Source organism: Citrobacter sp. R-1.5.2 (genome assembly GCF_035064245.1).
Classification (GTDB): domain Bacteria; phylum Pseudomonadota; class Gammaproteobacteria; order Enterobacterales; family Enterobacteriaceae; genus Citrobacter.
This window is the reverse complement of sequence record NZ_JASEYC010000004.1, coordinates 52,432-66,746: the sequence shown is the minus strand read 5'-3', so window position 1 is coordinate 66,746 and position 14,315 is coordinate 52,432. Positions and strand designations below refer to the sequence as shown.

General features: G+C 52.2%; 19 protein-coding genes and 1 pseudogene. 1 reads left to right on the top strand and 19 read right to left on the bottom strand.

Going from position 1 to position 14,315, the window contains the following annotated elements; genetic code table 11:
- Window positions 1-67: 67 nt before the first annotated feature.
- From QMN38_RS09565 to QMN38_RS09550, 4 genes are all read right to left on the bottom strand, one after another.
- Window positions 68-841 (bottom strand): ORF6N domain-containing protein, encoded by a 774-nt coding sequence (locus QMN38_RS09565; protein WP_323604909.1) that lies wholly within the window; start codon window positions 839-841, stop codon window positions 68-70.
- A gap of 67 nt (window positions 842-908) precedes the next feature.
- Window positions 909-1,538 (bottom strand): P22AR C-terminal domain-containing protein, encoded by a 630-nt coding sequence (locus QMN38_RS09560; RefSeq protein ID WP_323604907.1) that lies wholly within the window; start codon window positions 1,536-1,538, stop codon window positions 909-911.
- 59 nt (window positions 1,539-1,597) lie between these two features.
- The gene (locus QMN38_RS09555; protein ID WP_185812807.1) at window positions 1,598-2,056 is read right to left on the bottom strand and encodes a GIY-YIG nuclease family protein; all 459 of its coding nucleotides are present in this window, start codon (window positions 2,054-2,056) and stop codon (window positions 1,598-1,600) included.
- Window positions 2,049-2,219 carry an Arc family DNA-binding protein gene (locus QMN38_RS09550; RefSeq protein WP_126496799.1) on the bottom strand — a complete coding sequence of 57 codons (171 nt, stop codon included), beginning with the start codon at window positions 2,217-2,219 and terminating at the stop codon, window positions 2,049-2,051. Before QMN38_RS09550 ends, QMN38_RS09555 begins: the two co-directional genes overlap by 8 nt.
- A gap of 120 nt (window positions 2,220-2,339) precedes the next feature.
- Between QMN38_RS09550 and QMN38_RS09545 the strand changes: the two genes are divergently transcribed.
- Window positions 2,340-2,696, top strand: a complete 357-nt coding sequence (locus QMN38_RS09545; RefSeq protein WP_126496800.1) for an Arc family DNA-binding protein — start codon at window positions 2,340-2,342, stop codon at window positions 2,694-2,696.
- A gap of 36 nt (window positions 2,697-2,732) precedes the next feature.
- On the opposite strand, the gene QMN38_RS09540 is transcribed toward QMN38_RS09545, so the two are convergent.
- From QMN38_RS09540 to QMN38_RS09470, 15 genes and pseudogenes are all read right to left on the bottom strand, one after another.
- Complete coding sequence (locus QMN38_RS09540; RefSeq protein ID WP_065944829.1) at window positions 2,733-3,146, bottom strand: hypothetical protein; 414 nt, start codon at window positions 3,144-3,146, stop codon at window positions 2,733-2,735.
- A gap of 31 nt (window positions 3,147-3,177) precedes the next feature.
- Complete coding sequence (locus QMN38_RS09535) at window positions 3,178-3,402, bottom strand: hypothetical protein (RefSeq protein WP_065944828.1); 225 nt, start codon at window positions 3,400-3,402, stop codon at window positions 3,178-3,180.
- Entirely contained in the window at window positions 3,402-6,206 is a 2,805-nt protein-coding gene (locus tag QMN38_RS09530) for a phage tail tape measure protein (RefSeq protein ID WP_323604900.1), read from the bottom strand. The genes QMN38_RS09535 and QMN38_RS09530 overlap by 1 nt, the downstream gene beginning before the upstream one ends.
- The gene (locus QMN38_RS09525; RefSeq protein ID WP_103792440.1) at window positions 6,206-6,493 is read right to left on the bottom strand and encodes a DUF1799 domain-containing protein; all 288 of its coding nucleotides are present in this window, start codon (window positions 6,491-6,493) and stop codon (window positions 6,206-6,208) included. Before QMN38_RS09525 ends, QMN38_RS09530 begins: the two co-directional genes overlap by 1 nt.
- A 17-nt stretch (window positions 6,494-6,510) precedes the next feature.
- Window positions 6,511-6,849 carry a phage tail assembly chaperone gene (locus QMN38_RS09520; RefSeq protein WP_323604897.1) on the bottom strand — a complete coding sequence of 113 codons (339 nt, stop codon included), beginning with the start codon at window positions 6,847-6,849 and terminating at the stop codon, window positions 6,511-6,513.
- A gap of 38 nt (window positions 6,850-6,887) precedes the next feature.
- Window positions 6,888-7,145: a hypothetical protein gene (locus tag QMN38_RS09515; RefSeq protein ID WP_323604895.1), complete on the bottom strand. Its 258-nt coding sequence runs from the start codon at window positions 7,143-7,145 to the stop codon at window positions 6,888-6,890.
- Complete coding sequence (locus QMN38_RS09510) at window positions 7,142-7,705, bottom strand: KilA-N domain-containing protein (protein ID WP_283074507.1); 564 nt, start codon at window positions 7,703-7,705, stop codon at window positions 7,142-7,144. The genes QMN38_RS09515 and QMN38_RS09510 overlap by 4 nt, the downstream gene beginning before the upstream one ends.
- Window positions 7,706-7,886: 181 nt before the next feature.
- The gene (locus tag QMN38_RS09505) at window positions 7,887-8,816 is read right to left on the bottom strand and encodes a phage tail tube protein (RefSeq protein WP_323604893.1); all 930 of its coding nucleotides are present in this window, start codon (window positions 8,814-8,816) and stop codon (window positions 7,887-7,889) included.
- Between the two features lie 45 nt (window positions 8,817-8,861).
- Window positions 8,862-9,278, bottom strand: coding sequence for a DUF4128 domain-containing protein (locus tag QMN38_RS09500; protein WP_323604891.1), 417 nt, complete (start codon window positions 9,276-9,278; stop codon window positions 8,862-8,864).
- Window positions 9,268-9,867, bottom strand: a complete 600-nt coding sequence (locus QMN38_RS09495; protein ID WP_323604890.1) for a hypothetical protein — start codon at window positions 9,865-9,867, stop codon at window positions 9,268-9,270. Before QMN38_RS09495 ends, QMN38_RS09500 begins: the two co-directional genes overlap by 11 nt.
- A gap of 2 nt (window positions 9,868-9,869) precedes the next feature.
- Window positions 9,870-10,088, bottom strand: a complete 219-nt coding sequence (locus QMN38_RS09490; protein ID WP_323605049.1) for a hypothetical protein — start codon at window positions 10,086-10,088, stop codon at window positions 9,870-9,872.
- Window positions 10,077-10,715: pseudogene (locus QMN38_RS09485) on the bottom strand (P22 coat - protein 5 family protein); the annotation flags it as partial. The pseudogene QMN38_RS09485 and the gene QMN38_RS09490, both read right to left, overlap by 12 nt.
- Before the next feature lie 17 nt (window positions 10,716-10,732).
- On the bottom strand, window positions 10,733-11,485 hold the full coding sequence (locus QMN38_RS09480; RefSeq protein ID WP_323604889.1) for a DUF6651 domain-containing protein: 753 nt from the start codon (window positions 11,483-11,485) through the stop codon (window positions 10,733-10,735).
- Between the two features lie 320 nt (window positions 11,486-11,805).
- Window positions 11,806-12,912, bottom strand: a complete 1,107-nt coding sequence (locus QMN38_RS09475) for a phage minor head protein (RefSeq protein WP_323604888.1) — start codon at window positions 12,910-12,912, stop codon at window positions 11,806-11,808.
- Window position 12,913: 1 nt separating this feature from the next.
- On the bottom strand, window positions 12,914-14,314 hold the full coding sequence (locus tag QMN38_RS09470; protein WP_175330104.1) for a DUF4055 domain-containing protein: 1,401 nt from the start codon (window positions 14,312-14,314) through the stop codon (window positions 12,914-12,916).
- Between the last annotated feature and the right edge of the window lies 1 nt (window position 14,315).

The window sequence follows — 14,315 nt, the reverse complement described above, 5'->3', positions numbered from 1 at the left end:
AAAACCCGCCGTTAAGCGGGTTTGAGATGTCCTGAATTCTCAGGAGATTTGCCGAGGCTTCGGCTGATTAAAAGATCTTGCGCAAATCCACTCCATACACAGCAAGCCATGCCGCACGGGGCCATGACTTAACCGAGCCAAAACGCGGGTCGTTAACATCATGTGGGGTGGAGTCATTCTCCCGACACCATTTACGCAGAGGCTGCCAAGGGAACTTCTTTCCGAGCTTCTTCTCTACCGGGATAATGGCTGCATAGTTTTTCCCTTCGCCAAGGCGCTCTGCCAACTTATTTTTCTCGCGCACAGCGATAGAAGCAGTCGTCATCGCGGTTACTTCACGCTTTTCAGAGATCCAGCGTTTTTCTTTAACTGCTCGATCTCGCTGCTCTGTCACAATGCGGTTTTCCTTAACCTTTGTCAGCAGATCTTCCAATGCCGCTTCGTATGTCATCGGGATTCCTGCAACTGGCACCGGGCGGAAATAAGAGTCCTCAAGTCTTTCGAAGAAGTTCCAAGCCTCATCAGAGTCGATAATTTTCGACATTCTAGCCGCACCCTTTTCAGTCCAAAGAGTAAGGGATCGTGCTTTGCTGGAAATTTGTGAGCCACTGACTGTGGCTCGCAGATTTTTAAGTTCGGCACCAGTGACCAAGAAGTAATGCTTACCCTCTTCGAATCGGTCAAGGTTTCGGGACAGATTCATACGGATGCTTTTCTCATCACACCCATAACCATCAGCTAGTGTTTCGGTAGTAACAACACGAAGCGTTTTCCACTCAATAACTGGGAACGCGTGGGGATCGACATTTGTTTCATGAACTGCTAAATTTAATGAAGTCATTGGTTGGTCCCTTATGACAAGTTTCAATGGAAGCCGGTAGCTCTAACTGCCGGCTTTTCTTTTTGCATCACTGCAAAATTCCTTTCCCGTATGAGAAGACGTTTTTCCAGTCACTGTCTCCCCATGGTTGTTCTTTGATGTGGTTCGTTTCCCGCTTAAGGATTTCACGAGCTTTGTTTATCCCACGGCTGTAATTGGTGCCAATTGAGCAGAAACGCGGAGACAAGCGATGCTCTGCAACTACCAGTAACGGATGTACTTCACGGCATGCCTCATACATCACTGCAGCTGAACGCCACAGATACGCAAGGGAGCATAATTCATCGTCGGTGAACTGCTTCGCGATCGGAGAATGCGTCACTTCACGATCTAGGATATCCAACACCCAGCGGCGGAACTCTTTGGCCTTTGGCGTTGAGGCAAACATCGCAATCAAGTGAGCGCCTCGTAGCGAGAAAAACCTCACAACCATCTCCACTGCGCCAGTTTTCCTAACGACCCTCTCCCTGAGGGTCGTTGACATATTGGCTGCAAATTCATCGCTGTAACGGCTATAAATTTGAGTAACCGCGTCGGTTTTCTTATAACCAAGAGCTTTAGCCAGATCAGATGATGAAAACCAAAGGTTTCCAGACCTTTCGACTGGATGAAGCTCCACGTCCTGGAATCGGAAATCAGATGTTGCTAAACTATTCATGTCAGTTACCTCGTACGTTTCTGGCAAATGGGGCTCAGGCAGTTACAGCTGTCTGAGCCCTAACTTTTTTGTAATTTCGCAAGTTCATGAAGCTGGTTGAGCGAATTGATAAAAGCTGCGGAGCTGGCCTCTTTTGCTTCTATTTCTTCCATTGAGAACGTAGTTTTAATTTCCATCCCCATTACCACAGCCAATGCCTCCTCAAAAGTGACGTTAAAAAACTCACCGTCACGCTCTTTCCCCTCCAAAAACGCCAACACTTTTTTCTCGTTTTCTTTGTAATTGATATGGGAAACACTTAACCAAAGATGATCCAGGGTGACTTCGGTAGAACGAAGCCCACGCTGCAAGCTTTTCATTCTTGAAGCTGGCTCAGCAGTGCTACCGATCTTGGTGTACCCATTCGATAACTTCAAAACATAGATATATCCACGCTCAAACTTGTTGGTCTTTGGTGCCTTTTGTTTGTTGATAAAACCCGCATAACCGACATAACTGGCTTCCATTTTCTCAAGCATTGTTGCGATCCTCCCGCAGGCTTTTGGCGAGACGCTGTACAATCGCTGAATTAATAGAAATACCATCCATCTCAGCCTGACGGCGAATATCCTCTTTCATACGCTCAGGCAAGCGAAGCTGAAAGCTGTCGTTCTTGCGTCCGGCATAAAGCAGATCTTGCATTTGCTATCCCCTTTGTCGTTAATGACATCATTTTGATGCCTGACACCATTATGATGTCATTGTGGATGATGTCAATATGATGCTACATTGTTTTTTGTGAAAACCTGATGAGCTGTTGAAATGACTGACAAAGAAAATCCAAACTTTATTGAGCGCTTTACGGTCAGAATGCCAGATGGAATGCGTGAAGCCATCGCTCTGAGGGCAAAGAAAAATGGCCGCTCGATGAACTCAGAGATCATCCAGATACTCCACGACTCTCTTGTAGGGAGCACCTTAAACATGGATGCCGAATTTCTTAAGGTGTTTAATGAGGTCACTCACTTGCAGCCTGAAACAATCGAAGAGTTTGACGCCGTAAATGAAAAAGTTGACTGGCTTATAGATAAGTTAATGGAAAAAATTGATCGGGAAAGCGCTAACGTCAGAGCTCTTCTTCAAGCCAAAAAAAATCTGTCCAATAAAAAGCCCACCTGAGTGGGCTGTGATTAAAGATCCGTGTGAGCTTAGGGGTTAAATTGTCTTGGCGTATCCGGTTTTAAACTTCAGCGTTGCATCAACAATATTATTATTTAGATACATGAACATGTAATCCTGATAGCCCACATATGCTCCGTAGCTGTTTTTGGCATTCACACGAACTGGAATGGCCCAGCCATAATACATCTTGAAGTTCTCAGCCATTCCGCCTTGTAGATAGGCTTTAGCCGGCGTTCCGAATTGATATTTAGCCGAGTCAGCATCTTTGAGCTTATCACCAATAGTTTGCTTAATTTGCCCCTCGTAATACTGAGGCAGATCCCCATAGTAGGCATTGCTCAGATCAGTTGAAGATGGCGTAGACATACAGCCACTGAGAAGCAGGGCGCCAAACAAAACTACAACACACTTTTTCACATCATCCCCTTGATTATCGTCGTTTTGCATATGATAACCAGGGGATGTCAGAATGTAACGTTCAGAAAGTATCAGCGACTGCTTTTAACGTGCCCTTGGCCGTCGCGATCGCTAGCTCTTCAACTTGACGAAGAGTTAAATCCAACTGGTACGGTAGTTGAACAGGAACGCTAGCAATACGAGTGTAATCATCTGGACCATAGAGCGTAACGCTAGCGCTAATCGCCTTTCCATTTTCGTTGTCATACCAAACAACATCAGAGACCTTTATTTCCACAATTTTCATTAATATTTTCCTCTCACGGCATTCCATAATGGAGTACCAGGTTTTCTTACTTGAGTATTGATGGTATCAACCATTGCATCATTAAGCTGCTTACCAATCGCCGCAGCATTTGCTGATCCGCCTGTATTGGCCTGCCCACCCGAGCCGATATTGATGTCACCAAAGCTGACACTGATAATCGGCACACCTGAGTCGGTCGCCCCTGCCTGATTTCCACCAACAAGCCCGCCAGTAGCGTAACGGCCCAAATTCCCGTTATTCATCAGGCGATAAAGGTTATCAACACCGATCCGTCTAGTGGCTTCCTTGGTGAAGACAAACTCATCTTTATGGACAATGCCTGCTGGTTCGTATTTACCACCCTCCCCAGTATATCCGCCCGAGTCAAAACCGACCCCGGCTGCGGCATTAGTATAAGCTCCACCCGGTGTTGAGCCACCGCCCCCAACACTGCCACTGATCCACCCCATTGCTGCTTGCACAGCATAAGCCACCATTAAACGGTTTACGACTTCGGCGATCATCTTCAGCATCGACATACCGAACGCCTTAATGGAAGCCTTTCCTGTTAGCATGAGATCGGTCAGCATGTCGGATAGTCCATTCAACGCGTAACCCGCAACGCTTTTTACTGCGCTGTAGGCATTCGTTGCATCATCCACATAATCAGCCCACCCTTGCTTAGCACCAGCAAGCCAGTTAGACCTCAGTTCATCTTCTTCTTTGTAGGTTTGACGCTGCTGAGCCAACACTTCCCGTTGAGCGGAAAGGTTATCGGCATAAGCATCCGTAATTCGCTGCAGTGTGGCTAGGCGCTCAGCCTCTCTTGTAGACAATCCTTCGGCTGCCGCCGCAATCTCCTGTCTCTTCGCCGCCTGCTGTTCGGCAAATTTTGTCGCCTGTTGCGCCAGGCCGTTAATCTTCTGCTGGGCCTCAACTTCCTTATTCTTTTGGTCAACAATCTTGGCAGCGTTAAGAATGGCTTCACGGCTCGACAGGAGTGATTTTTCCTGCGTGGTTAGGGCTCTGGTTTTGGCTGCCTCGTCCAGTTCCGCAAAGCGTGACTGCTGTTTGCTGAGTTCGGTATTTCTGACCTGAGTATCACCAGTTTGACGTAGCGTTTCGAGGGTCTGAGTCAGTGTCCTCGATTGAGCCTGGTAGTTCTCGATGGTGCGATCACCAGCATCAACCTTTACGGTGGGTGATTTGGGGTTATTCTTTTTGTCACGCTGCTTTATTGCATCCTCGACCTCACGCTGGCGCAACGCAATGAGTTGCTGAGCGTTTGCAATTGCCTCTTTATCTCCAGAGAAAGCAATTTTCCTTGACTGCTCTCGAGCCTCTTTAAGCCTTGCCTCTGCTCCTGCAACGCGATCGGTTGATTCCCACGTTTTATTGATCCAGTCAACTGAGTCTGCGACTGCTTTATTGCCATCGATTGTCAGCTGGTTCATCGTTTTTTGCAGGTCAATTCCCTGCTCAATGAATTTCAGCCCATAATCAATACCACCGCCAAGCGCGACGTTCTGCTTGCCGAGATTTGAACCAGTATACTTGTTCTTCTCCTTTATAGCGGCTTCTGACCACGCGTCACCGATCTTAAGAATCTCTCGTCGATGAGCGTCAATGTCAGCATTCAGTGCAGTGAAATTGCCCGTGCTTTTGTATTTTTCAACCTCCTTCCTCGCTTCATCATAGCTATAGCCGACATCAATCAGTTTTTTAATTGATTCGCTGGCTCCATCATTGGTGGTAATGAACATCTTGCTAACTTCATCAATCGCCTTACCTGTTTTGTCAGATATGGCGACCATGTTAAGCGCGAGCCGTTCAGCAGCATCACCACTAGCACCAAGAGAAGATGTCGTTATTTTTGATGCTTCATCAATCTGCTGCCGCGCCTTGTACACAGCAACAGCCAACACGCCAAATGCTAGCGCTGACAAACCAAGTGCAGCATTTATTGGATTCAGGAAGGACAAAAACACTTTGAGGGTATTACCAACACCACCAAATGAATCTTTAATCTGCCCGCCCTGCTGTAGCAGGATGAGGAACGGGGACTGCCCGCCAGCCAACTGCGTTGCAATATCAGTAAACTGCGCAGGAAGCATCCGCAGCGCCTGGTTATATTGCCCAACAGATAAGCCAGCGCTGCGCGCAGCAACTTCCTGCCGCGATAACGCCTCAGGGAGCACGTCAGCCACACTGGATAGGCGCTGGCGTGTCTGATTCAGGACATCGTTAAAGTGTTCAAACTGGGCACCGTTGATGCGGCCTGCTTCGAAATGGGCCACCAGTTGTGCGTGTTGTTCATCCAGTGAATTAAACGCACGAATCGTCGGGTCGATTGAGCCCAGGAGATTCTTCAGCGCGGCTGATTGCTTCTCTGCCGCCTGTGTGGCTGCCAGTGCTGCCTGAGCCTTCGCTGCAGCTTCGCCGGTATCCGTCAGCCTTAACCGGGTATCGTCCAGTATTTTGTTATAGGACTGGAACGAGTCGGTATCCAGAAAGCCCTTAGCCTGGAAGTTACGCAGCGCAACCTGCTGTTCATCCAGCCGGTTCAGCGCCTTGTTTACCGGATCGATATTCTCCAGCAGGCCTTTCAGGGCTTCTCGTTGCTCCCGAATTCCCTCGGCACCTTCCTGGGCTGATGGCTTTACACGTTTAGCCGCATTAGCCAGCGCATCTGCGCCAGCAACAGCACCCGCTGCTGCCTCATTTAGCTTATCCAGTTCATTGCTGGCTGTTTTCAGATCGGATACATCAGCCCGCAAAGTAATAGAGGCGATTTGGTCACTCATCAGGCCGTCTCCTTATGCATCACTTTGAGAGCCTCGCTTTCCATGATTCGAATATCAGCCATGCAGGCCGCCGCATCCTCAACCCCGTGCAACTCAAACACCCAGGGGAGAACGTTGTAATCAAGACCGGTCGCACCACTCGCGCCGACGCGCCATTGGGTCGCCAGCGTGGAGAAGACGGTAAAGGCCTCCCATATGGATGGCAGGATCCCCACTTCTTCCTCCACGTCCTCAGGCGTTAAACCAAAAGCGGCTAACTCCGCGAGCGTCGGTCCCGGTGTATACATCGCTGCGGCGACCTGCCTCAGTTTTTTTCGCGGATGCCCATCAGCTCTTTGGTATAGGCCAGGCCAATGCTGTCGAATGCGCGCGGATAGTTCTGCAGGAGGACGATCACGTTATCGCGGGTGAACTCATCCGGCAGCGCCCACCCCTCGACAATTTCCATGAGGTAGTCTGCCTGCGGCTCGATAGCAGCCTTTTTACCTTCAGCGGCCTTTTGCAGCTTTTCGTCCATAGAGCGCAGCTCTTCCAGTGTCTTATGGCGGAAGGCGAAGGTCAGCTTGCCGTCTTCAGTGCCAGCGCGCGGGATGCTGGCGGTGACGGAGAAGGTCGGGTTTGGGATCAGGGAGAATTTGGTCATTTCGGTTCCTTAGGAAAAAAGAAACCCGCCGGAGCGGGTCATTTGCGTTTCTTTGCTGCGCGTTTTATGCGCCGATTTTCTTTCTGACGCTCGTTCGCCATATTCATGAACTCCTGCATTACCGCGCCCCTCATCATATGACTGACAAAGTGCTGGTTAACGCAACCGCGAATCTCGAGCTGATATGCAAACTGATCAATAGACGCCAGCACTTGCATAATGTCTTTCTCGCCGCGCAAGAATTCAGAGAAGTCGCGCCCCGCTCTGGATGCGCACTCGACAAGACGATCTGTCATGCCGAAAGCCCGGGGAGAGTCATTTGCAACTGGTCCGTCAAAAGCTTGATTTTTGCGAGGAGCACTGGCTTTTCATGCTTCCACCCAGCCAGCCCACTCCCGCAATGGCTGGCGTAATCCTTTTTATTATCGAACTCGAGGATGCTTAGATTGAGATCTGCAACCAGATCGCTCTTTCTTTGCAGCTCACCGGTAAAAAATTTATCAAGAATAATGAATGCGCCAGCCTCAAAGTCAGAGTCGAGGAATGCAGCATATTTATAAGCGATCAATTTATGGGCGAAGGTTCCACCGCCGTTACCAGCCACAGTCAGTGTTGGGGAGGGAGGTAGCTCCAAACTCTCGTTTTTTGAGAGTTTGAGTAAGCTGCTGATAAAACGCTTCGTGGAGGCGTTTCGCAAAAAGTACCACGGACGTAGCTTGTCCATATTCCGTTTAATCAGAGATGGGGCCAGCCCCTCCTCCTTGGCTTTAGCCGCCGCCATCCAGATGTCAGTTAGGCATACCATATCGCCATCAAGGACGCGGACCGGAGTATTGAACATGCATAAATTAGTCATATCGGTAATTACCTTTGAGTGATGAACCTTGTCTCACAGGAATCCGGCCCACAGAAAGGCACCGACAGCCAGCCGGTATCCTCAAGGGTCATCCTGAAAGGTTCTGTGTTTTAAATGCGCGTGAGATGCGCGGTTGATTTATTACGGATATAAAATAGCCCGGCGAACCGGGCTTAAGTGATTAGACGGTAACGGTGCATGCAGCCGAGGTGATGGTTTTGCCCGCAGCGTCGGTGACTCCACAGGTGTAAACGCCAGCATCACCGGATGCGACAGACGAAATGTTGAACGTCGAGGCGGTTTTGCCCGGGATAGCCGTACTGCCTTTCTTCCACACGTAGGTGTACGGCGCGGAGCCGCCCTGCATAACCACTGCCAGATCCAACGCTGCACCAGTGGCAACAGTTTTGGTTGCTGGCAAGTCAGTCAGGAACGCCAGCGGCGTAGCGGATGCATCAACGATAGGGTAAATCTGCATATCTGATTCGAAGTTCATACGCGCTTCATTGCTTTCCACAGCGTTGATTTCGGTCTTCGGCACTTTCTGGAAGGACACCTTGGCAGAGTAGTAACGATCCGCTTTTCCGCGCGGGTTGTGGAACCAGACAGCCGTGGCATCGCTAGATTCATCAAGTTCAATCAGCCGTTTGTAGATAGCCAACTGCGGGTCATGCGCGAAGGTATAGACCTGCACCACGGCATTTTTGAACGTTGGGATGGTACGGGCCTTATCATCTTCCAGGAACTGGATAGAGATAGTCTGCTGGTCACCGCCTTCGGTAGAGAGCGTCATCACCTGTGGCATGGTGATCCACGAATCAATCTTGCGCAGCGTGCCAGCGCCAGTGCCTGCCGGGAATTTAGCGGTGTTGGTGGTATCGAACGCTTCCAGCACGATTTTTGTACCGGTGACTGACTTAACGCGCACGACCATGGTGTCGAGCTTCAACCAGCCAGAGTTAACCTGGACAACATCGCCCGCGAGGATGCCAGCAGCCGAGGCAACGGTCAGTTCGCATTCCGTGGCATTGGATGCTGCAGTGAAAATAATCGGCGCAAGATAGGCCTTGGCCACGTTTACACGCGACCCGTTAGGGATTGCGAATGCCATTGCATTCTCCTGAATTGAGGTATGAAAAACCCGCCGAGTGGCGGGTCAGTAATCAGCGCGGTACTGCATGCTGACGGGGTGCGTGATATCAATGCTGCCCTGAATTGGCTGGCGAATTTGCGGCGGCCCGTTGATATAAACGGTCAGGTCACCATCTACTAGCGGCAGGCCTTCCGGGAATGCATCGGCAATAGACTTTGCCAGCCCTCTGGCCTGAGACACGCCACTACCGGCAGGGATAATGATGTTGAGCTGCAGGATGCCCTGATAGGTTCGCAATTGACCTTCCAGGTCTTGCCCCACCGTCTGTGCCGGCAGAACATAAACACGCCCGTATGGTGAGCTATCCGGGGGAGTAAACGGTATGTTCGGCCAGGCTACGGGCAGCCCAAGCGATAAGCAGATAACCGCAATGCGGCTCTCCAGTAGTTCAGCAATTCGCATTGACTGGTCACTGGCCATTGCGCACCTCGCTCATTGCCTCACGGAACAACTGCGCGGCATCCAGCGCAGTGATGCCCACCATGCCGCCGGGTGCCTGGCCGGAATGCCCGTTCTCCAGTGCTGCCGCATATGGCAGATTATTGGTGAAGAAAATCGAGCTGACCTGGCCTACCCGGAACACTTCGAGCACCGCCAGCCCGCGGGAGTTGGAACCCTTTCCGGAAGCGTCCGGAGTTTCGTTGCTCTCCGTTGGTTGGCTATCGAACCCCACATACCAGTTGTTCTTGAAGCGCCCGCCGACATAGCCGTCAGGCTTTTTGATGTCCATCGAGTCGTTGACGCGCAGCCCGCGCTTAAGACGCCCTGATTTGGTCAGGTTGGCCGGGTCATCACGCAAAGCCGCGTTATGTTCCCGCACAGCAGTGTTGTATGAGGTTGCCGTCTGGTTGACCTCCCAGATATCTGGCTGGCCTACCGGCGACATCTCAACGAGCTGAGCCAGGATTTTAATTCCCGTCCGGCGCACTACCTCGTCCATCTCCTGCTTCGAGCTATCCACGAACAACTGAATGGCAGCCAGGAACGGCTGATTAGCAGTACTGGCCATACTCACGCCCTCAGTTGGATGTTGTAGGAGATAAGCACATCTGCAGGTTTAACCGGATTCGGCTGGACCACGCGCCACTTTTTGCCGTCGATATCAATGAGGTCGCCAATGCGCACTTCCGTTTCAAACGTGGCCGCCAGTTTCTTATCGCCCGTAGCAATCAGTGAACCGTCGATTTCACGCGTGGAGTATTCGGTGATAACGCCGGTAAAGCCCATCACGCGGCCAATAATACCTTCACGCAGAAGCTGATCGGTACCTGCTTCGTTCGCTTTGAACAGAACCGACTGTTTTCCGCGAATTGAGGCCATCGCTTCGCCGCCCAGCACCATGCGCATGTCGGTAGTCGGTGCACCGTTATCCACTAAAATCTGACGCGCCAGCGCTGCATCAGACAGATCGTCTTTAATGCTGAATGGCGTCTCTTTTGGTGCACCAACTGCACGGGAAGATTTGTAGAACAGCGCAGCCAGGTCTGCGTCCATTTCGTTGCTCAGCGCGCGGAAGGCCTGAGAAAACTGATCGGCAAGGATAACGTCGTAGTTACCTGATGGCCCCATCGCCAACTGTTCTTCACCGTTCCATTTGACCGGAGCCATTTTTGATTTGGTGATTTTGACATCCACGGTGCCGATGTTCTGATCTCCGTCGTTTGGTGCGGTAGGTGCCGGTGTGATGTCTACCGTGGTGGTTTTTGGTGCTACTGGTGCGGTCACGGTTTGGTCTTTGGCCGCGGCATCGGCCTTAGCGTTGCGAGCCACTGCCGGGATAAAACCTACCTGCTCACGTGAAACGCGGTTAAGCGCCGTATAAATGGTCGGGATCAGGCCAGTCAAAGTATTAGACATGTATTTATTCCTTTCGATTAATCAACGATGCTTGTGCCGCCGCCGATCACAGCCTGTTGCTCTGCTGGAGGTAATGCATCAAACGCATCGCGTTTCATGGTTTTTTGCCCGGCCTGGTGCTGCGACTGGTGAGAACCGCCGCCGCTGTTACCGGACGCTTTGAGGATGTAATCTTTCTGCGGATGCGACTCGATCAGTGACTCCAGCGCTTCGTCGAAGCTAGCCAGCTCGCCAGGCTTGGTGCGAGAGAACACCTTATTGCCCTGACCGTCGAAGGCCACGACCTTGCCGTCTTCGATTTTGAAGTTCTGCCCGAAGTACGAACGCACGAACTCAGCCGGGATCGCCATCTTCTCTGAAATGAATTTGGAGCCACCGAAGCGGCCGCCGATCATCTCGTCGTAGAGTTGAGTTTCCAGCTGCTGGGTCTTGCTGTTCGCTTCGTCCAGCTGCTGTTGGAAAACTTTGGTGATCTCCGCCTTTACCTGGTCAACGGCACCAGCATCGATCAGTTTTTTCTGGTCGATTTTGGTCATCATCTCCAGGGCTTCGAGCGCCTTGGCCGGGTCGGTGATGCCAGAGAATTTCGCGAGATTGGCTTCCGCCGCTTCCTTCGCTTCGCGGTGAGTTTTCGCCTCGCCATTCAGGGAGGTGATTTTGGTCATCGCTGCGACCGCATCGAACGGGATCTCTTTGCCATCATCATGGATGTACACAGGCATACCGTTTTCAACGACCACATTTCCGTTAGCATCAAGTTTCAGTTTCATTGTTTTTGCTCCAGCCTTCCGGCCATACGTAAAGGGTCATCCGACCCGGGCACCGCGTCGCATCCGCTCAGCGGCAGGCATAAAAAAAGCTGCCCTGAGGCAGCCTGTTAGATAAATTCGATTGTAATTTCGCCGCGTAGCTTGCGGGAGTAAACCTCACTCCGCTTTCGTTTATGGATCCGTAACGGGTGTGGATGAATGCATGCGACACCTCGCTTAACGTCCGCCCAAACGCAGCTCTTTACCTCATTGCCATTTACAAACACCCTTCGTCTGCCACGGCCATCGCCCACGCAGTGAAAATCATCATTACGCATACCCTACCCCTCAAATGCCGACGCATCCACGCGGCGCAATTCGTCCAGGGTAAGGAACTCCCCGGCATCATTGAACATCTCCGGCACGGTGATTTTGCCGTCACGCAGCATCTGCGCGCGAGTAACGCCCAGCACCTGCTCCTGCCGCGCGTAAGGCTGCCTCGCAAGCCATTCGGCATAGCTGGTATGCGCTGGCACCTGTCCGTCCATTGAGGCGCGCGTGGCGTTGCTCAGCTCGCCTGAGGCTATTTGCATTTCCTCCCACGATTTAGTGATCAGGATTTCGCAGGAGCGGCAGCAAAAATGGATTTTGCCGGGTCCGCGCAGATACGGAATTGCATGGCCCAGCGGCTTGCCATCGAGCGAGTAGAGTTTGCGGTCGCGGATGATGCACCACTGGCTGGTGTGGGTGTCCAGAGTCGAAGACCACTGTTTGGCCTTCACGATATCGCTATTGGCTTGTGCAAACTCCTGGCGCGCCGTTGCTGCCATATGGTTCACCGCGGTGCGGGCAACAACAGCAAGGTCACGACGTGAGGCATTGATAACCCCGTCCTGGCGGTTAAGTTGCGGCGTGCCGGCGACGCGCTTCACGATCTGCTCGACGGTTTCACCCTGAAGAAATCCGGTACGCACCGCACTGGTGATTTTATCCAGCCGATCGGATTCAAGCTTTTGGCCCCACTCCTTCAGCAATCTCCCCTGAAAAGGTTGCGCCACCGCAGAGGCGTAGACCTGCTCTGGGGCAATGCTTTGCAGCGGGACGTGTTTCAGCACCTGCCCAGGTATAAGGCTGCTGAACAGGTCCATCTGATACCCGGTCTCATAATCCGTGTAACGTGCCAGCTCACGCTCCAGGGACGCATTAACCGGTTCGTAGGCTTGATGGTTCAGTTCACGAACACCGGCCAGTAGAGAGGCCAGACGACGCGCACTGTAGGTATCAGCGCGCTTGCCATCCAGCAGCACCAGCAGCCTGGCGGCCAGTTCAGCATCCACCTTGTTCAGCAGCGCGACCATGCGCCGGGCGACGCCGGTACCGTAACGCGTCACGTACAAGCCGTGCGCGATGGTCTCGTCCAGTAGCCTGTCATTCACGGAACGGGCCATTTCACACCCCCGACGGTGGTTCACTCAGTGACGCAGACTCGGCCAGCAACTCGCTCAGCACCGTATCAGGATCCGCGTCGGCATCAATCAGGTTGAGTTTTTGCAGGGCTTTAATCGCATCGATACGGCGAAGGTCACCGCCCTGGCGCAGGGACTGAATAGCCAGCGCAGCAGGCGGGTTGAATTCTTTCGACTCAACATCCAGCTCGGTGCGCACATCTACGTTGCCGCCCTCCTTCTCGCCGATGTACTCAGCCATGATCTGCAGGATGTTGTCGATCGCGTCTTCGAGGCTGGTGGCCATAGTGTAGAGCGGCGACTGCTCCTGCATTTTCTCTTCGGAGGTCTGATCCACCGATTTGGTAGAGGTGTTCTCCGTGCGCAGCAGCTTCGCGCCAGCCTGGCGCATCTGCTCCACCAGCTCTGCCAGCGACTCTTTGCCGGCACCAATGGACGAACCGGTATGTTCAACATATTCCAGACCCTGGGTTTGCCGATCGGTGAACGATGTGGCAGACGAAGACCCAATTACCAGCTCTTCTCCCTGCTCAAGCCCGAACACCGTCAATATAGGCACCCGGGCGACGTGCAGGATGTTGTCCTGCTCACTTTGGCTTTGCCAGTGCTTGATGTTCAGCATGGCCATGTTGAGTAGAGGCGGTGAACCACACATAAACCCGGTGCGCTTGGTGTAGAGCGTCACCAGGGTGATATCTTTACGAGAGGTCTCCCATTGATTGAATATCTCCCAGTTCGCCGCGCCCTCGGTGCCTCTGGACTTGCGGTAGATTTCCACCTTTCCCGGCGTCACATAACGTATCTGCTCCACCTTTGTTTGCCCGAAGTCGTCACCGTCCTCGACAACCACCTCTTTGATGCGCAGCGCGGTGAGCTCCAGCTTACCGTCCACCATCTTCGACTTCCATCCGATTACCTGGCGGGGATTAAGCATTGTGACGTACGGGCGCGCGCCGGTAGCTTTCTCATCCGCTTTGGTTTTCACCCTTTCGGGGTCCACTCGGGGATAGTCTACCAGCGCATGGGAGAGGCCATACTGCATCGCCAGGCCGAAGAATGACTGAGCCCAGACATCGAGGCGGGTACCCTCCAGGTCGATGTTCTTCGCAAACTCTCGCAGTTGCTCTGGAACGTTTTCGGCCAGCTTAATCGGCTCGGCAAATACGCGCCCGATATTTTGCTTAATGGTCTCTTCGTAGGCGGGCAAAAGCGTAGCCACAGAGAGGCGTTTTTTATAGTCCTCTTTGTCTTCTTTCGGCCAGCGCGGGAGATATGCCTCGCCCAGTTGTCGCATATAGAGCGTACCGCCCATCAGGGCATCGTTAATATCCCACGCCTCGACCATGTTCCCATAGTCCAGATTGGGTGTTGAGATGTCAGGCATG